At 77.7% G+C, this 17,265-nt stretch carries 15 protein-coding genes; 8 read left to right on the forward strand and 7 right to left on the reverse strand.

From position 1 onward, the window contains the following. A partial coding sequence (locus tag HLB09_RS04345) for a prephenate dehydratase (protein ID WP_171202180.1) occupies positions 1-514 on the forward strand: 514 nt, incomplete at its 5' end. 135 nt (positions 515-649) lie between these two features. Then, positions 650-2,779, forward strand: a complete 2,130-nt coding sequence (locus HLB09_RS04350) for a SpoIIE family protein phosphatase (protein ID WP_212770539.1) — start codon at positions 650-652, stop codon at positions 2,777-2,779. Between the two features lie 57 nt (positions 2,780-2,836). On the opposite strand, the gene HLB09_RS04355 is transcribed toward HLB09_RS04350, so the two are convergent. Both HLB09_RS04355 and HLB09_RS04360 read right to left on the reverse strand, forming a co-directional pair. Continuing rightward, entirely contained in the window at positions 2,837-4,582 is a 1,746-nt protein-coding gene (locus tag HLB09_RS04355; RefSeq protein ID WP_171202181.1) for a putative bifunctional diguanylate cyclase/phosphodiesterase, read from the reverse strand. 306 nt (positions 4,583-4,888) lie between these two features. Then, positions 4,889-5,686 (reverse strand): CPBP family intramembrane glutamic endopeptidase, encoded by a 798-nt coding sequence (locus tag HLB09_RS04360; protein ID WP_171202182.1) that lies wholly within the window; start codon positions 5,684-5,686, stop codon positions 4,889-4,891. A gap of 257 nt (positions 5,687-5,943) precedes the next feature. Here HLB09_RS04360 and HLB09_RS04365 point away from each other — a divergent pair, with 257 nt between their 5' ends. Then, entirely contained in the window at positions 5,944-7,581 is a 1,638-nt protein-coding gene (locus HLB09_RS04365) for a gluconokinase (protein WP_171202183.1), read from the forward strand. 34 nt (positions 7,582-7,615) lie between these two features. Here HLB09_RS04365 and HLB09_RS04370 read toward each other — a convergent pair whose 3' ends face one another. Then, positions 7,616-8,773 carry a 3-dehydroquinate synthase family protein gene (locus tag HLB09_RS04370; RefSeq protein ID WP_171202184.1) on the reverse strand — a complete coding sequence of 386 codons (1,158 nt, stop codon included), beginning with the start codon at positions 8,771-8,773 and terminating at the stop codon, positions 7,616-7,618. Positions 8,774-8,891: 118 nt separating this feature from the next. Then, positions 8,892-9,683: a dimethylargininase gene (gene ddaH, locus HLB09_RS04375; protein WP_171202191.1), complete on the reverse strand. Its 792-nt coding sequence runs from the start codon at positions 9,681-9,683 to the stop codon at positions 8,892-8,894. A 361-nt stretch (positions 9,684-10,044) separates the two neighbouring features. On the opposite strand from ddaH, the gene HLB09_RS04380 reads away from it, so the two are divergent. From HLB09_RS04380 to HLB09_RS04390, 3 genes are all read left to right on the forward strand, one after another. Then, the gene (locus HLB09_RS04380; protein ID WP_171202185.1) at positions 10,045-10,500 is read left to right on the forward strand and encodes an Lrp/AsnC family transcriptional regulator; all 456 of its coding nucleotides are present in this window, start codon (positions 10,045-10,047) and stop codon (positions 10,498-10,500) included. A 46-nt stretch (positions 10,501-10,546) separates the two neighbouring features. Continuing rightward, positions 10,547-11,128 carry a hypothetical protein gene (locus tag HLB09_RS04385; RefSeq protein WP_212770540.1) on the forward strand — a complete coding sequence of 194 codons (582 nt, stop codon included), beginning with the start codon at positions 10,547-10,549 and terminating at the stop codon, positions 11,126-11,128. A gap of 146 nt (positions 11,129-11,274) precedes the next feature. Next, positions 11,275-11,862 (forward strand): GNAT family N-acetyltransferase, encoded by a 588-nt coding sequence (locus HLB09_RS04390; protein ID WP_322790025.1) that lies wholly within the window; start codon positions 11,275-11,277, stop codon positions 11,860-11,862. Here the strand turns inward: HLB09_RS04390 and HLB09_RS19755 are convergent. Beyond that, positions 11,846-12,307 carry an acyl-CoA thioesterase gene (locus HLB09_RS19755; protein ID WP_171202186.1) on the reverse strand — a complete coding sequence of 154 codons (462 nt, stop codon included), beginning with the start codon at positions 12,305-12,307 and terminating at the stop codon, positions 11,846-11,848. The two genes, HLB09_RS04390 and HLB09_RS19755, sit on opposite strands and share 17 nt — an antisense overlap. Positions 12,308-12,579: 272 nt before the next feature. Beyond that, on the reverse strand, positions 12,580-14,016 hold the full coding sequence (locus HLB09_RS04400) for a cation:dicarboxylate symporter family transporter (protein ID WP_171202187.1): 1,437 nt from the start codon (positions 14,014-14,016) through the stop codon (positions 12,580-12,582). 127 nt (positions 14,017-14,143) lie between these two features. Here HLB09_RS04400 and HLB09_RS04405 point away from each other — a divergent pair, with 127 nt between their 5' ends. Continuing rightward, positions 14,144-15,907 (forward strand): sensor histidine kinase, encoded by a 1,764-nt coding sequence (locus HLB09_RS04405; RefSeq protein WP_212770541.1) that lies wholly within the window; start codon positions 14,144-14,146, stop codon positions 15,905-15,907. Beyond that, positions 15,904-16,626 carry a response regulator gene (locus HLB09_RS04410; RefSeq protein WP_171202188.1) on the forward strand — a complete coding sequence of 241 codons (723 nt, stop codon included), beginning with the start codon at positions 15,904-15,906 and terminating at the stop codon, positions 16,624-16,626. The genes HLB09_RS04405 and HLB09_RS04410 overlap by 4 nt, the downstream gene beginning before the upstream one ends. Positions 16,627-16,714: 88 nt before the next feature. On the opposite strand, the gene HLB09_RS04415 is transcribed toward HLB09_RS04410, so the two are convergent. After that, entirely contained in the window at positions 16,715-17,080 is a 366-nt protein-coding gene (locus HLB09_RS04415; RefSeq protein ID WP_171202189.1) for a hypothetical protein, read from the reverse strand. Between the last annotated feature and the right edge of the window lie 185 nt (positions 17,081-17,265).

Consider the following 17,265-nt stretch of genomic DNA (forward strand, 5'->3'; position numbering starts at 1 on the left):
CTCGCCCCCCGCCGGCTACGAGGCCGCCCTGTGCGCGGAGGTCGCCGCCGAGCGCTACGGCCTGCAGGTGCTGGCCCGCGACGTGGGCGACACGGCGGGCGCCGTCACGCGCTTCGTGCTCGTCGGCCGCCCGACCGCCCCGCCGCCGCGGACGGGCGCCGACCGGACGAGCGTCGTCGCCTTCCAGCCGGAGGACCACCCCGGCATGCTGCTCGAGATCCTCGAGCAGTTCTCCTCCCGCGGGGTCAACCTCACGCGCATCGAGTCGCGGCCCACGGGCGACGCCCTCGGGCGCTACTGCTTCGCCATCGACGCCGAGGGCCACGTCGAGGACGCCCGGGTCGCCGAGGCGCTCCTCGGCCTGCACCGCTTCTGCCCCCAGGTGCGCTTCCTCGGCTCCTACCCCCGGGCCGACGCCCGGCCGACGCCCGTGCGCCCCGGCACCGGGGACGCCGACTTCGCCGCCGCGCAGGTCTGGCTCGACGCCGTCCGCACCGGGGCGCCCCCGCCCTGAGCCGGCCCCGCACCCGCCTCGACCCGGCCCTGCGGGCGCCCCCGGCCGCCACGCGGTCGACACGGTGTCGACCGTCTCCGACGAGCGCCGCGGTCGGAGGGCGCGCCGTCGGCTCCGCTCCGTACTATCGGCGTCGTGACGGACATCGACGGGCTCACCGCCGTGCAGCCGCTCGCGGGCTCGGTGCTCCCGTCGGTGGTCCGCGACACCCCGGCGGCCGTCCTCCTCGTCGACCTCGACGAGGGCGAGGTCGTGTTCGCCAACCACCTCGCCCGCCAGCTGGCGCCCGGGACGGGCCTGCCCGTCGGCATCCCCGAGTGGTCCCGCGCCGCGGGCCTGCGCGACGCCACCGGCGAGGACATGGAGGACGGACCCGCCCCGCTGCGCCGCGTCGCCTCGGGCGAGCCCGTCACGGGCGAGGCCGTCACGGCCGAGCGGGGCTCGGACGCGACGAAGGCCCGCGAGGCGCTGTGGGTCGTGGGCTTCCCGCTCACCGACGCCCCGCCGCCGCTGGCGCGCCAGGCCCTCGTCGTCATGCTGCCGCTGCGCGAGCAGGAGGCCGTCGCCGAGCTGCAGGACGGCGGCGACCTCCGGTACCGCGCGGTCGTCGCGAGCGACCTGTCCTTCACCATCAGCGACCCCCACGGCGAGGACGACCCGCTCGTGTGGGTCAACCCCGCCTTCACGCGCACCACCGGGTACACCTCCGAGGACGTCGTCGGCCGCAACTGCCGCTTCCTCCAGGGCCCGGGGACGGACCGGGAGGCCGTGGCCCGTATCTCGCGCGCCCTGCGCGAGGACCAGCCCGTCACCGAGGTGCTCCTCAACTTCCGGGCCGACGGCACCGCCTTCTGGAACGAGGTGGTCATCAGCCCCGTCTTCGACGCCGACGGCCGCCTCACCCACCACGTGGGGGTGCAGTCCGACGTCACCGCGCGCGTCGAGGCCGCCGCCGAGCGCGACCGGGCGCTCGAGGCCGCCCGCCGCGCCAACGCCCGCCTCGAGGCGCTCGCGCGGGTGAGCAGCGCCCTGTCCAGCCGCCTCGACAGCCACGAGGCCCTCGCCGTCCTGCCGGGCCTCGTCGTCCCCGACCTCGCCGTCTGGGCCTTCGCCATCGGCACCGACGACGCCGGGCGGGCGTCGGCCTTCCACGTCGCCCACGGCGACCCGGCGATGGCCGAGCACGCGCGGGTCCTCGCCACCGAGGACCCGCACCGCTACGCGCACGGTCCCCAGCTGGCCGAGCTGCTCTCGGGCTCGGTCACCGACCCGATCACCTGGGAGCTCGACGTCGAGGAGGCCGCCGGGCCCCTCGAGCGCGCGGAGAGCCGCGAGGCCGTCCGGGCCATGGGGATGACGCGGGTGGTGCTCGTGCCCCTGCGCGCCCGCGGCCGGACCACGGCCGTGCTCGGCCTCGTGGTCGTCGACGGCAGCGCCCCCGGCCCCACGGACCTCGCGACCATGACGGACGTCGGCGTGCGCGCCGGGCTGGCCATCGACAACGCGCGGCTCTACGAGCGCGAGCACGCGGCCGCGCTGACGCTCCAGCGCAGCCTGCTGCCCGACCTGCCCGAGCTCGACGACTTCGACGTCGCGGCCACCTACCTGCCGGCGGGCGTCGGCGCCGAGGTCGGCGGCGACTGGTACGACGTGCTCGACCTCCCCGACGGCGGCCTGGGCGTCGCCATCGGCGACGTCATGGGCCACGACCTGCAGGCCGCCGCCGCCATGGGCCAGCTGCGCTCGGTCCTGCGCTCCTACGCCTGGAGCGGCGACGAGCCCGGCGCCGTCCTGCGCCAGCTCGACCTCCTCGTGCGGGGGCTCGGCATGGCGGGCCTCGCGACGTGCGTCTACGCCCGCATCGCCTGCGCCGAGGACGGGGGCCGCTGCGCGGTCACCTACGCCAAGGCGGGCCACCCGCCGCCGATGCTCCTGCTGCCCGGGGGCGCCGTCGAGCGCCTCGACCAGGCGCTCACGACGCCCATCGGCGTGGCCGCCCCCCGCACGCTCGTCGACCAGGCCGAGGTGCCCATGCCTCCCGGCGCAGCCCTCGTGCTCTACACCGACGGCCTGCTCGAGCGGCGCGACCGGCCGCTGCGGCAGGGCATCGAGGAGCTCTCGCAGGTCCTCTCCCAGGCGCCCGAGGGCTGCAGCGCGGCAGCGCTGCGCGACCTCGTCGTCGCCCGCTTCACCGACGGCGGCCTCGACCTCGAGGACGACACGTGCGTCCTCGTCGTGCGCCGCAGCCCCGACGCGCCGGAGTGATCCCCGCCGCCCGCTCGGGCGCGCCCGCGCCGGTGGGGTGGCGCGGGCGGCCGCCGCTCAGGCGGCGGTGCGCAGGCGGGCGCTGAGCTCGACGTCCTCCAGGGGCACGGGGCGCTGGAGGTGGTAGCCCTGCGCGGCGTCGCACCCGGCGTCGCGCAGCGCGCACACCTGCTCCGCCGTCTCGACGCCCTCGGCGGTGACCTCGAGGTCCAGGGCGCGCGCCATGGCCAGCACGGCGTCGACGACGGGCGTGCACCCCTCGCCGGGGACCACGCGGTCGACGAAGGACTTGTCGAGCTTGAGGACGTCGACGGGCAGCTGGTCCAGGCGGGAGAGCGTCGACCAGCCCGTGCCGAAGTCGTCGACCGCCACCCGGACGCCGGCGGCGCGCAGCGCCGCGAGCGACGCCGTCATCGTCGGCGCCTCCGCGAAGGCCGTCTCCGTCACCTCGAGGACGAGGTCGGAGGCGGACAGCCCGCTGTCGGCCAGCGCCCGCAGCACCCGGCCGGGGTACGCCGGTGAGGCGAGCTCCGCGCCGGAGACGTTGACGGCGACCCCCGCGGTGGTGCCGGTCCGGCGCTGCCACTCGCGCACCTCGTGGCAGGCGGCCCGCAGGACGCGCGCGCCGAGGAGGTCGACGACCCCGGTCGCCTCGGCCAGCGGCAGGAAGGTGCTGGGCGGCAGGAGCCCGCGCTCGGGGTGCTGCCACCGCACGAGGGCCTCCACGCCGGTCAGCGCGCCCGTCCCGAGGTCCACGACGGGCTGGTAGCGCAGCACGAGCTCGCCGTCGGTGATGGCGCGGAGGAGCTCCTCGGCCTCGGGCGTGTCCAGGCTCGCGGGCAGCAGGCCGCGCCGGCGGCGCTTGGCGGCGTAGAGGTCGGCGTCGGCGCGCTGCCGCCACGTCGCCGCGGAGTCGCTGGCGTCGAGGACCGCGACGCCGAAGGACACCCGCTGCCCGTCCGGCAGGCCCGACGTCGCCTCCTCCAGGCGCTGGCGCGCCTCGTCCTCGCCGGCCTCGACGACCCAGACGAACTCGTCCCCGCCGATGCGCGCGAGGAGCCCGTCCGGCAGCCGGGCCCGGAGGTGGCGGGCGACGGCGACGAGCCGGGCGTCCCCCGCGCCGTGGCCGTGGGTGTCGTTGACCTCCTTGAAGCCGTCGAGGTCGAGCATGGCGAGGCTCGTCGCCGCGGGCGGCGGGGCCGCCACGTGCGCGTCGAGGGCCCGGGCGAGCGCCCGCCGGTTCGGCAGCTGGGTGAGGTCGTCGACGTCCGCGCGCGCGACGGCGCGGCTCAGCACGACCCCGAGGACGGCCACGGCGACGAGGGCCACGGCCACGTAGACGGCCTCGACGACGGTGCCGCCCCCCGGCGCGAGGAGCCGCAGCGCCACGGCGACGGCGACCACGACGCCGAGGTGCACCGCCGCGGGCCGCGGGCGGAGGAGCAGCGCCGACGGCAGCACCCCGAGGACGGCGAGGCCCGTGACGGCGACGAGCCGCGAGCGGTCCCCGGCCGCGTCGACGGCGGCGGCGACGAGCAGCAGCTCGCCGGCGATGACGGCGGCGTTGAGGACGGTCCAGGTGACCACGGACCGCAGCAGCACGAGCGCCACCCCGCCGACCGTCGTGGCGGCCGCGATGGCGAGCAGCAGCGCGGGCGTCTGGCCCGCCGCCGGGAAGACGGCCGACAGGAGGGCGCAGAGGGAGCCGAGGAGGAGGACGGCCCCGGCCGACGCCCCGGCGACGGGGGTCGGACCGCCGTCGACGGCCCCGGCGGCCCATGGTCCCCTCGTTCGTCCCTGCACGAGCGCACCCTCCCCCGTCCAGCCCAGTCCTGCTACCGCCAGTCACTCATGGTGCCTCAGCGTGGCGGGCGGTCGGGCCGCGACCGGGGCGCCGGGATCCCCCGGACGGAGCAGCGGGCGCCCAGCCGGACGTCGTCGCCCTCGTCCTCCACGACCCCGCGGAGAGCGGAGCGTCCTCTCCGCCCCGGTGGACCCCGTGGGCCGGCGTGCCCGGTGGTGGACGGCGTGGGACGGCGCGCCGCCCTCGGCCCCACGAGGTCCACCCGCGCCGGCGGCGACCCCGTCGCGGCGGCGGCCGAGGAGACGTCAGAGGAGCGGGCGCACCGCGGCGTAGCCGACGAAGGCGACGGCGTCGATGAGGAAGTGCGCGACGACGAGGGGCATGACCCGGCCGGTGCGCCGGTAGACGAGGGCGAAGACGACGCCCATGACGACGTTGCCGACGAAGGGGCCGATGCCCTGGTAGAGGTGGTAGCTGCCGCGCAGGAGGGCGCTGACCGCGACGGCCGCGACGGGGCCCCAGCGCAGGTCCTGCAGGCGCCGCAGCAGCCAGCCCACGACGACGACCTCCTCGAGCACCGCGTTCTTCACGGCCGCGAGCAGGAGCACGGGCACGGTCCACCAGTAGGTGTCGAGCGCCGCCGGGACGACGTCGGCCGTGACGCCGAGCGCCCGGCCGGCGAGGTAGAGCCCCAGCCCGGGGATCCCGATGAGGGCCGCCAGGCCGACGCCCCGGAGGACGTCGCGGCCGGGCGCGCGCAGGTCGAAGCCCATGGAGCGGGCCGCCGAGCGCACCCCTCCCCCGACGCTCCAGCCCAGGAGGGCCAGGGCCAGCACCACCGGCACGAGCGCCGTCGCGTTCGCCAGCAGCTGGTAGGTGAGGTCCAGGTACGGCCGGTCGCTGCGCGAGGCGTTGAGCGTCGCCGTCGCCTCGCGCAGGGGCCCCCGCGTCCACGTCGCGACGAGGCTGACGACGGCGTAGACGGCCGAGGCGCCCAGGCTCAGGGCGAGGACGAGGAAGACCTCGACGCGCACGCGCCCCCGGTCGGGAGCACCGGCGCTCGCCGCTCCGGGCGCGACCGGCGCGGCTGCGGGCTCGGGCATGCCCGCAGGCTAGGCGCGCCGCCCGCACCAGCCCTGGACGTCCGCTGTGAGCGGCCCGTGACCGGCGGCTCCACCAGCCCCTCCCGACCGGCGGCTCCACCAGCCCCTCCCGACCGGCGGCTCCGCCACCCCTCCCGACCGGCGGCTCCGCCACCCCTCCCGACCGGCGGCTCCGCTACCCCTCCCGACCGGCGGCTCCGCCAGCCCCTCCCGACCGGCGGCTCCGCCACCCGGGGGACGTCCGTCAGGATGGCCCGGTGCCTGCCGACGCCCCGACCACCGACCCCACGACCACCACGGCGGGCGGCCAGGACGTCGTCCTCGGCGTCGACCTGGGCACGACGGCGACGAAGGTCGCCGCCTTCACCCGGAGCGGCGACGCCGTGGCCGAGGCCGAGGTCGAGTACGCGCTCGACGAGCCGGAGCCCGGCTGGGCCGAGCAGGACCCGGCCGCCATCCTCGCCGCCGCGCGCGACGCCGCCCGCGCCGTCGTCCGCCACGCCCGCCGCGACGGCCACCGCGTCCTCGGCATCGGGGTCAGCGGCGCCATGCACAGCGTCATCGGCGTCGACGAGCACGACGAGCCCCTCACCGCCGTCGTCACCTGGGCCGACCGGCGCGCGACGCCGCAGGCCGACCGCATCCGCCGCGGGCCCGGTCCCGGCGTGCACCGGCGCACCGGGACGCCGGTGCACCCCATGTCCCCGCTCGTGAAGCTGGCCTGGTTCGCGGAGGAGCGCCCCGACGTCGCCGCGCGCGCGGCCCACTGGGTGGGCGTCAAGGAGCTGCTGCTGCACGACTGGTCCGGGGAGTGGGTCGTCGACCACTCGATGGCGTCCGGCAACGGCCTGCTCGACCTCGAGGCCCTCGACTGGGACGCGGAGGCCCTCGAGCTCGCCCGCGTGCGCGCCGACCAGCTGCCCCGCCCCGTGCCCGTGACCCACCGCCTGCGGCTGCGGCCCGAGGTGGCGGCCGACCTGGGCCTGCCCGAGGACGTCGCGCTCGTCGTCGGCGGCGGGGACGGGCCGCTCGCCAACCTCGGGGTCGGCGCGGTGCGGCCGGGGGTGGCGAGCGTGTCCATCGGCACGAGCGGCGCGCTGCGCGTCGTCGTCGACCGCCCCGGCGTCGACCCCGCCGGGCGGACCTTCTGCTACGCCCTCACGGACGACCTGTGGGCCGTCGGCGGCGCCATCACCAACGGCGGGGTCGTGCTGCGGTGGGCCGGCGACGCGCTGGCGCCCGACCTCGAGGTGCTGGCCGACGAGATGGGCGACGAGCCCGAGGAGTCGCTCACCGACCTCGCCTCCCAGGCGCCCGCGGGCTCCGAGGGCCTGCTCATGCTCCCCTACCTGCTGAGCGAGCGGGCGCCGTACTGGACCTCCCTGCCGAGGGGGGCCTACGTGGGGCTGCAGCGCCACCACACCCGTGCGCACCTCCTGCGGGCGGCCCTCGAGGGCGTGTGCCAGCAGCTGGCCCTCGTGCTGGCGTCCTTGCGCGAGGCCGGCCACGAGATCCACGAGATGCGGGCCACCGGCGGCTTCGCCCGGTCCGCCGTGTGGCGGCAGATGCTCGCCGACGTCCTCGGCATGCCCGTGTCCTTCCCCAGCGGCACGCAGGGGTCCGGCTACGGCGCGGCGGTCGTCGCGATGACGGCGCTCGGCCTCGTCCCCAGCGTCGAGGTGGCGGCCGACCGCGTCGAGGTCGACCACGTCGTCGAGCCCGACGCGGCGGCCTCGGCCGTCTACGCCCGGCTGCTGCCCGTGCACGCCGGGCTGTACGACGCGCTGGAGGGCGCCTTCGAGGCGCTGCGCGACCTCGACGACGACCTGCCGCGCGGAGAGCCCGCTGCGGCACCGGTCGACGGCGACCCCGGCGGGGGCCTGGCCGAGGACTGACGCGTCGGACGACGTCCGGTCGAGGGCGGGCCGCTCAGACGGGGCGGAGGACCTCGTCGACGGCCGCGTGGACGAGGTCCGTCGGCACGGGGACGAGCGGGCGGCCGCCCTCCCCGCGACGGGCGCTGCCGAGCCGGTCGAGCAGGACCATGGGCACGACGTCGTCGCCGATGCCCGGCAGGTAGCCGCGCTTGTTGTCGCGCAGCAGCAGCCGGTGCACCAGGGCGCGGTCGAGGACCGGCGGGGCGTCGACGCGCACGCCGAGCGGCGCGAGGACCCGCGCGTGCGCGGCGACCGCCGCGTCGTCGAGGAGGCCGAGCCGCGCCGCCACGTCCGCAGCGGCGAGCATCCCCCAGCCGACGGCCGCGCCGTGCGAGAGGGCGCCGCGCGAGGCGAGCTCGACGGCGTGGCCCACGGTGTGGCCGTACTCGAAGACGAGGGCCTCGCTGCGCTCGTGCGGGTCCACCCGCAGCGGCCCCGTCTTGGCGTCGACACCGATCTGCAGCAGGCGCAGCAGGGCGTCCGAGCCCGGGTCGGCGAGGCCGTCGACGGCGGCGAGGTAGTCGTCCTCGCGCTCGGGCAGGACGGCGAGCACGTTCTTCGCCATCTCCGCCGTGCCGGTGAGGACCTGGCGGGCGTCGACGCCGCGCAGCCAGTCGAGGTCGCACCAGACCGACCGCGGGGTCCAGAAGGTGCCCACCATGTTCTTGCCAGCCGAGAGGTTGACGCCCTGCTTGGCCGACAGGACCGCGTCGAAGGCGGCCACCGGGGTCGTCGGCAGGTGGACGAGCGGCAGGCCGCGGAAGAGCGTGGCGGCCACCATGCCGGCGACGTTGCCGACGAGCCCGCCGCCGAGGGCCAGGACCACCGAGCCGCGGGTCACGCCGGCGGCGACGGCCTCCTCGGCCAGGTGCAGCACCGTCTCGAGCGTCTTGAGCTCCTCGCGGGCGCTCACCGGCAGCGGGTGCACGAGCGCGTGCGGCGCGAGCCCGTCGACCACCCGCTGGGCCAGGTCGGCGGCCACCGCGTCGTGGACGAGGAGCACGCGGTCGGCGCTCGCGACCTCCTCGGCGAGCAGGAGCAGCAGCTCGTCCGTGCACCCGTCGCCGTAGGCGTAGGGGACGACGTCCTCGCCGAGGGCGAAGCTCGTCCGGTGCACCCGGGCAGTGATCGGGTCGGCGGTCGCGCTCATGCAGCTCCTCCAGGTGCCGACGGCGGACCGCCGGCAGTGCGGCTCGGGACGCCCGAGGATACCGGCGGGTAGCCGCGCCCCGCTCCTCGAGGGCGACCTCTGACGGCGAGCGCCGTCGTCAGCCCCTCAGCTCCAGCGTGCAGCACTTCACCGAGCCGCCGCCCTTGAGCAGCTCCGACAGGTCGACCGGCACCGGGACGTACCCCCGCGCCGCCAGCGCGTCGGCGGTGCGGCGCGCGGCCGCGGGGAGGACGACGTGGAGCCCGTCGGAGACGGCGTTGAGCGCGAGCACGGCGGCGTCGTCCTCGTCGACGAGGAGGGCGCCGGGGAAGAGCCGCGCCAGGACGGCGCGACCCTCGTCGTCGAAGGCCGAGGGCACGTAGGCGACGTCGTCGTCCGCGAGCACGGCGAGGGCCGTGTCGAGGTGGTAATACCGCGGGTCGACGAGGCGCAGGCCCACGACCTCGGCGCCCAGCACGCGCGCGGCCTCCTCGTGCGCCGCCGGCGCCGTCCGGTACCCCGTGCCGGCCAGGACGCGGTCGCCGACGACGAGGAAGTCGCCCTCGCCCTCGCCGACGTGCTCGGGGTCGTGGACGTCGACGCCCCGCGAGCGCAGCCAGGCGGCGAAGGCGGGTCCCTCGGCCGCGCGCTCGGGGTGGGCGAAGCGGGCCCCGAGCGCCCGGCCGCCGAGGACGACCCCGCCGTTCGCCGCGAAGACCATGTCGGGCTGCCCCGGCAGCGGCGGCACGAGGTCGACCTCGTGCCCGAGGTCGAGGTAGGTGCGCCGCAGCTCCTCCCACTGCGCGACGGCGAGGTCGCGGTCGACCGGGACGCGGACGTCCATCCACGGGTTGATGGCGTAGCGCACCTCGAAGTGCTCGGGACGGCACATCGCGTAGCGCCGCGGCATGGCCCGCCGGGGCGGGAGGGCGGACGGCGCCGTCTCCGCACGAGGGGCGGGCACGGCGGCGACCGGCGACGTCGTCGCGGCGGGCGGCGTCGTCGCGGCGGGCGGGACGGTCGGGCGGGTGGCGGTGGTGTCGCTCACCGGGACCTCCGGGGTCGGGCACGAGTGCGGGGAGGGGCGCCGGCGGCCCGGCGCCCGCGGGACGTCAGCGGGCGGTGCGGCGCCGGCGCCGTCCCGTGCCGCGGACGCTACGAGCGGGGAGAGCCACGGCCAAGGCCGCCTGCGTGCGCGTCAGCGGCGATCCGTTGCGCGTGCGTGCGACGATCGGCGATCTGCTGCGCGACACCGAGGAGGCTGATGAGGCGTGGACGGGCTGGACGAGGGCATCCTGCGGGCGCTGGTGGCCGACGCCCGCGCGACCTTCGCCGAGATCGGCGCCGAGGTCGGCCTGTCGGCCCCCGCCGTGAAGCGCCGGGTCGACCGGCTCGTGGCGACCGGGGCGGTGCGCGGCTTCACCGCCGTCGTCGACCCGGCGGCGCTGGGCTGGGGCACCGAGGCCTACGTCGAGGTGCGCTGCGAGGGCCCCGTCTCACCTCGGGAGCTGCGGCGGCGCCTCGTCGGCATCCCCGAGGTGGTCGAGGCGGTGACGGTCACGGGCCGGGCCGACGCGCTCCTGCACCTGCTCGCCCGCGACGTCCAGCACCTCGAGAGGGCGCTCGAGCGCGTGCGCGACGAGCTCGACGTCGCCGCCACCGAGTCCGTCATCGTCCTGTCGCGGCTGCTCGACCGCGCCCGGCCGGGGCACGCGGGCGGGGACTGACAACCGGAGCACGCGCGGGGCGCCCGCCGCGCGCCACCATGGCCCCGTGCCCGCCGCGCGACGACGACGCCTCCTCGTGGCCGACCTGGCCGTCAAGGCGGTCGTCCTCGGCCTCCTGGGCCTGGCGCTCGCCGTCCCCGAGTGGGAGCGCTTCTCCGACAAGGCGATGGACGCCCGGGCCGTCGTCTACCCGATCGGCCTCCTCCTCGTGCCCGCGGCCTGGCTGCTCGTCGGCCGCCCGCGCGGCGCGGCGTACCCCCTGCTCGCCGACCTGCTCGTCAGCCTCCCCTGGGCGGTCGACCTGCTCGGCAACGCCCTCGACCTCTTCGACGCCGTCGTGTGGTTCGACGACGCCGCCCACCTCGTCAACTGGGCAATGCTCGCCGCCGCGCTGGCGCTCCTGCTGCCCCGCGGGCTGCCGCCGGGCGTCCGGGTGCTCCTCGTCGCCGGGTGCGGGTGCCTGGCGGCGCTCGTCTGGGAGGTCGGCGAGTACGCGACCTTCGTCCGCGGCGGCCCGGAGGAGGCGACGGCGTACGCCGACACCCTGGGCGACATGGTGCTCGGCACCCTCGGCGCGCTGCTGGCGGGCGCCGTCGTCACGCGGCTGCGGGCGCGCGGCCCGCGCTGAGCCGGACGGGCGCGGACTCCGAGGGCCGCCCGCGCCGAGGCGCGAGCACGAGCGCGGACCTCGAGGGGCGGCGGACGGCGCGTCGGCCCTCGAGGTCCGCGCCCGCCGACGCGGAGACGGAGGGCGCCCTGCCAGGCTGTCCCGTCGTGGACCCCGACCGGCGGACGCCCCGCCTGCTCCTGCGCCGGTGGCGCCCCGAGGACCGCGAGCCCTTCGCCGCGATGGGCGCCGACCCGCGGGTCATGGAGCACTTCCCGGCGCTCCTCGACCGGGCGGCGAGCGACTCCCTGGTCGACCGCGCGGACGCCCACCTCGCCGAGCACGGGTGGGGGCTGTGGGCCCTCGAGGTGGCCGACCCGGCCGCGCCCGACGACGCCGGGCGGTTCGCCGGCTTCACCGGGCTGGCCCGGCCGCGCTTCGAGGCGACCTTCACGCCCTGCGTCGAGGTGGGCTGGCGCCTGCCGGCGTGGGCCTGGGGGCGGGGCTACGCCACCGAGGCGGCGCGCGCGGCGCTGCGCGCGGCCTTCGTCGACGTCGGGCTCGAGGAGGTCGTGTCCTTCACGGCCCGGACGAACACCCGCTCGCAGGCCGTCATGGCCCGGCTCGGGATGCGCCGCGACCCGGCCGAGGACTTCGAGCACCCCCTCCCGCCCGGGCACCGCCTGCGGCCGCACGTCCTGCACCGCCTCGACGCCGCGACGTGGCGCAGGGACGCCGTCACGCCGGAGCGCTGATCCCGGCCAGCCGCGCCCGGAGCGGCTCGGGCACGGGCACCGGCTCTCCCGTCGCCGCGTCCACGGCGACGTGCACCCAGGTGCCGCGGGCGACGAGGGCGCCGTCGCGCTGCCGGAACAGGCCGAGGTCGTAGGTCATGCTCGAGCGCCCGACGCGGGTGGAGCGCAGCCCGACCTCGAGCACCTCGGGGTAGTGGGCCGAGCGCCGGTAGGTGCACGAGGACTGCACGACGACGGGCCGGAAGCCGCCCGCGAGCAGGCCGAGGTCGTCGCCGTCGAGCAGCCAGCCGGTGATGGTCGTGTCCATCGCCGAGTAGTAGACGGTGTTGTTGAGGTGCCCGAAGGCGTCCTCGTCGTTCCAGCGCGTGGGGAAGGCGCGCCGGTGCGGGTAGTCCTCCCGCGTCGGGTCGGGCCCGCGCTCCGCGACGGGCTCCCCGGCGCTCACGCGGACGCTCCCGCGCCGGACCGCCCGGCCTCCGCGAGCGCCACCGCGCCGCCACCCAGCCTCGACATCCGCACCGCCCCGTCCTCCTCGACAGCTCCGCGGGCACCGTAGCCGCGCTCCGCACACCACCGTCGGCGGGCCACCACCGCCGGAGCCTCCGCCGTCGGGTGCTCCGCCCGGCGCGCCGGGTGGGGCCCGCCGCGGGCGGGCGGGGTCACGCCCGCGGCGGGTGCTCGGGGGCCGGGGGTCCGCAGCGGACCCCGGCGGGGAGGTCAGCGCCGGCCGCTGGACTCGAGGTCGGAGGGCGTGCCGGCCTCCGGCGTGCGGGCGTTCGTGACGGCGACCGGGTCGGCGCTGGGCGCCGTCGTCGTCGGGCCGTGGTCGTCGACCATGGTCCGCTCGTCGAAGGGATCGTCGCCGGCGAGGACGCGGCGCACCCGGTCGCGGTCCAGCGCCTTCGTCCAGTGCCCGATGAGCAGGGTCGCGATGGCGTTGCCGGAGAAGTTGGTCAGCGCGCGCGCCTCGGACATGAAGCGGTCGATGCCGACGATGAGGCCGACGCCGTCGACGAGCTCCGGGCGGTGGCTCTGCAGGCCGCCGGCGAGGGTCGCCAGGCCGGCGCCCGTGACCCCGGCCGCACCCTTCGACGCGATGATCATGAAGACGAGCAGGGAGACCTGCTCGCCGATGCTGAAGGGCGCCCCGGTCGCCTCGGCGATGAAGAGCGACGCCATCGTCAGGTAGATGGCCGTGCCGTCGAGGTTGAACGAGTAGCCGACCGGGACGGTGATCCCGACGACGGAGCGGTCGACGCCGGCGTGCTCCATCTTGGCGATGAGGCGCGGCAGGGCGGTCTCCGACGACGACGTCGAGACGATGAGCAGCAGCTCCCGGCCCAGGTACCTCAGCAGCGAGAAGACGGACAGGCCCGTGACGACGCGCAGCAGCGTCCCGAGCACGCCGAAGACGAAGATGAGGCAGGTCACGTAGAAGGCGAGCATGACGAGCAGGAGGCCGCGGATGGCGTCCCAGCCGGTCTCGCCCGTGACGCCGGCGATGGCGCCGAAGGCCCCGACCGGCGCGACCCACATGATCATCGCGAGGACCTTGAAGACGACCTTCTGGAAGACCGCGATGCCGCGCAGCGCCGCCTGGCCCGTCGAGCCGAGGGCCTGCACGGCGAAGCCGATGAGGATGGCGACGAAGAGGGTGGACAGCACCGAGTCGCCGGTCAGCGGCGAGACCAGCGTCGTCGGGATGATGGACAGGACGAAGCCGAGCGTCCCGCCCTCGCCCTCCTCGCCGGTGTCCTGGACCTCGTAGCCCGGGTTCGGGTAGTCGATGCCCGCACCGGGCTGGACGATGTTGCCCACGACGAGGCCGATGGCCAGCGCGAACGTCGACATCCCGAGGAAGTAGACGAGGGCGAGGCCGCCCACCTTGCCGACCTGCGCGGCGGCGCGGATCGACCCGATGCCGAGCACGATGGTGCAGAAGATGACCGGCGAGATCATCATCTTCACGAGGTCCACGAAGCCCGTGCCGATCGGCTTGAGCGCGACGCCCGTGTCCGGGAAGGCGAGGCCCACGGTGGCGCCCAGGACGACGGCCACGATGACCGCGATGTAGAGCCAGTGGGTGCGGTCGCGCCCGGCCGGCGCGGCGGTGGGGGTCTGCTGCCGGTCCACCGGCGGCGGCTGCGTGGCCATGGGTCTCCTCGTCGAGAGCGTCGTCGGCGCGCGCCGACGCGCGCCGAGCCGGGCGGCAGCCTGCGGCCCGGTGCGCGGCCGGTGCACCCTTGCGTGCCTTGCGTCCGCGGCGGTCCACACTGGCGGCGTGCCGAGCAGCCGCCGGGGGCCCCGCAGCGTCGCGGCGCACCTCATGTGGTGGCAGGCCCTCGTCGTCCTCGCCGTCGTCGCCGTCGGCGCGGTGCTCGCGGGGGTGGACGCGCGCCGCGACGCCGAGCGCAGCGCGGGCGAGCGGGCGTCCGCGGTGGCGGAGACGGTCGCCGACGCCCCGGAGGTGCTGGCCGCCGCGACGGGCGACCTCGACGACGCCGCGCGGACGGCGGCCCTGCAGCCCTTCGCGGAGCGGGTGCGGGCGGAGACCGGGACGTCCTTCGTCGTCGTCATGGCCCCGGACGGCACGCGCTGGACGCACCCCGACCCGGCGCAGGTCGGCGGCACCTACCTGGGCTCGCGCGCCGCCGCCCTGGCCGGCGGCCGGGTCCTCGAGACGTACACGGGGACGCTGGGCCCCTCGGTGCGCGCCGTCGTGCCCGTGCGCGCCGCCGGCCCGGGCGGCGCGGAGAGCGGCCCCGTCGTCGCCCTCGTCTCCGCGGGCATCTCCGTGGCCGCGGTGGGCCGCGAGGTCGCCCGCGACGTGCACGTCGTCGCGGTCGCCGGCGGCGCCGTGCTCGTCCTCGCCCTGGGCGGCTCCTACCTCGTGGCCCGCCGGGCGCGCCGGCTGACGCTCGGCCTGGCGGGGCCGGAGCTCGCGCGGATGTTCACCTACTACGACACCGTGCTCCGGTCGGTGCGCGAGGGGCTCCTGCTCGTCGACCCCGGCGGGAGGGTGCAGCTGGTCAACGCCGAGGCCCGCCGGCTGCTCGACCTGCCGGACGCCGACGACGACGTCGTCGGGCGGCCGGTGGCGCAGCTGCCGCTCCCGGCGGCCCTCGTGCGCCTGCTGACGGCCGACGACGAGGCCGCCGACGAGGTGCTCCTCACGACCCGGCGCGTGCTCGTCGCGTCCGTCCGCGCGGCGCGCGCCCCGGGCGTCGGCCCGGACGGCGGGGCGGTGGGCGCGGGGACGAGGACGGACGCGACGTCGGCCACCGGCGCCGTCGCCGGGCGGGTGGTCACGCTGCGCGACCGCACCGACCTGCTGGCGCTGACCGACGAGCTCGAGACGACGCGCTCGCTGGCCGAGGCGCTCCGCAGCCAGGCCCACGAGTTCTCCAACCGGCTGCACACGGTCGTGCAGCTCGTCGAGATGGGGCGGGTGGACGAGGCGGTCGACCTCGCCGTCGACGAGCTGGCCGAGGCGCAGGCGCTCACCGACCACGTCGTCGGGGCCGTCGACGAGCCCGTCGTGGCGGCGCTGCTCCTGGGCGCCAGCGCCCGGGCGGGCGAGCGGGGGGTCGAGCTCGTCGTCGCCGCCGGCAGCGCCCTCGACGAGGGCGCGCTGGAGCGCACGGGCACGCCGGTGCGCGACGTGCTCACGGTGCTCGGCAACCTCCTCGACAACGCCGTCGACGCCGCCGCGACGGCGCGGGACGCCTCGGACGGGGGCAGCGGCGGCGGCGCCCTCGTCGAGGTCCACCTCGGCCTGGACGCCGAGGGGCTCGCCGTGGAGGTGAGCGACTCCGGCCGCGGGCTGTCCGCCGAGGAGGCCGGGGCCGCCTTCCGGCGCGGCTGGTCCACCAAGGACGACGGGCGGCGCCTGCACGGCCGCGGCCTGGGGCTGGCGCTCGTCGGCCAGACGGTCGAGCGTCTCGGGGGGCGGGTCGAGGTCGACCGCTCGGTGCTCGGCGGCGCCCGCTTCCGCGTGCTGCTGCCGGCGCAGGTGGCCCCCGAGGGACGACGGGCGGCGCTGTGACGACGGCCGGGGCCGGGGGCCCGCGCGACCGCGACCTCGTCGTCCTCGTGGTGGAGGACGAGCCGGTCGCCGCCGCCGCCCACCGGGGGCACGTGGACGCGGTCCCGGGCTTCCGGGCCCTCCCGCCCGCCGCCACGGCCGCCGAGGCGCTGATGCGGCTGCGCGGCGCGGAGGGCGCGGCCGTCGACCTCGTGCTCCTCGACATGCACCTGCCCGACCGGTCCGGGCTCGACGTCGTCCGCGCCCTGCGCGCGGCGGGGCGGTGGACGGACGTGCTCGCCGTCACCTCGGCGCGGGAGCTGTCGACGGTGCGGGCGGCGACGTCGCTCGGCGTCGTCGGGTACCTGCTCAAGCCCTTCGCCGGGGCGGCGCTGCGGGAGCGGCTGCGGCAGTACGCGGCGGCGCGCGGCCCCGCCGACGCCGACGGCGCGGCGCTCTCCCAGGCCGAGGTGGACCGCCTGCTGTCCGGCCACCTCGTGCCCGGGGAGGAGCCGCCCGCCCGCGGGGGCGGGCTGTCGGAGGAGACGCTGGCGGCCGTGGTGGCCGTGCTCCGGGAGGCGTCGTCGTCGGCGGCCGAGGTGGCCACCCGGGTCGGCGTCGGGCGGGTGACGGCGCGTCGCTACCTCGAGCACCTCGTGGGCACGGGCGCCGCCGACCGGCGTCCCCGCTACGGCGGGGCGGGTCGCCCGGAGCTGGAGTACCGGTGGACGGCGTCGTGAGGCGACCGGCCGGGCCGGTGCCGGACGGGGCGGGCGTCGGACGGGGCGTCGGACGGGGCGTCGAGCGGGGCGCCGGGCGACGAGGCGCTCAGGACGGGTAGGGGCGCAGGCAGCTGGCGGGCAGCCATCCCGTGACGACGCCCGCCGTCCCCGCGGCGCCCGCGCTGCCGTCGTCGCCGAGCGCGTAGGCGACCCGCGCCTCCCAGGCGCCGCCGCGGTCGCGGCGCCAGCCCGCGACCACGCCGGGCATGGGGTCGGCGTCGGGCATGAGCACCCAGCAGTGCGTGCCGCGCCCGCCGCGCGCCCGCCCCTCCGCCCGCCGCCCCTCGCCCCGGCGCTGGTCCACCACCTGCTCCGCGCTCCCCTCGTGCTCGACCCCCTCGTGACCGTCGTGCCGGTCGGCCAGCGAGCGGCGGAAGGCCGCCGCCCTGCTGCTCGACCACCCGCCGCCCACGCGAGCAGGTTCGCACAGGTGTTCGAGTGATCGCACGGGCATCCCCCGGTCAGGGGCCCGCCGCTACGGACGAGAGGTCGGCCGCCCCGCCAGGAGCGCCTCGACCTCCTCGCGCCGCGGCGCGGACGCCGACGCCCCCGGCCGCTGCACCGACAGCGCGGCGGCCGCCGTCGCGAGGTGCGCCG

The organism is Pseudokineococcus marinus (assembly GCF_013004605.1).
In the GTDB taxonomy this organism is placed as follows: domain Bacteria; phylum Actinomycetota; class Actinomycetes; order Actinomycetales; family Quadrisphaeraceae; genus Pseudokineococcus; species Pseudokineococcus marinus.

Excerpts from the sequence above, each read along its gene's own strand:
- HLB09_RS04360 (WP_171202182.1), bottom strand. The coding sequence starts at position 5,686 with ATGCCCGAGCCCGCAGCCGCGCCGGTCGCGCCCGGAGCGGCGAGCGCC.
- HLB09_RS04370 (WP_171202184.1), bottom strand. The coding sequence starts at position 8,773 with ATGAGCGCGACCGCCGACCCGATCACTGCCCGGGTGCACCGGACGAGC.
- ddaH (WP_171202191.1), bottom strand. The coding sequence starts at position 9,683 with ATGCCGCGGCGCTACGCGATGTGCCGTCCCGAGCACTTCGAGGTGCGC.
- HLB09_RS04400 (WP_171202187.1), bottom strand. The coding sequence starts at position 14,016 with ATGGCCACGCAGCCGCCGCCGGTGGACCGGCAGCAGACCCCCACCGCC.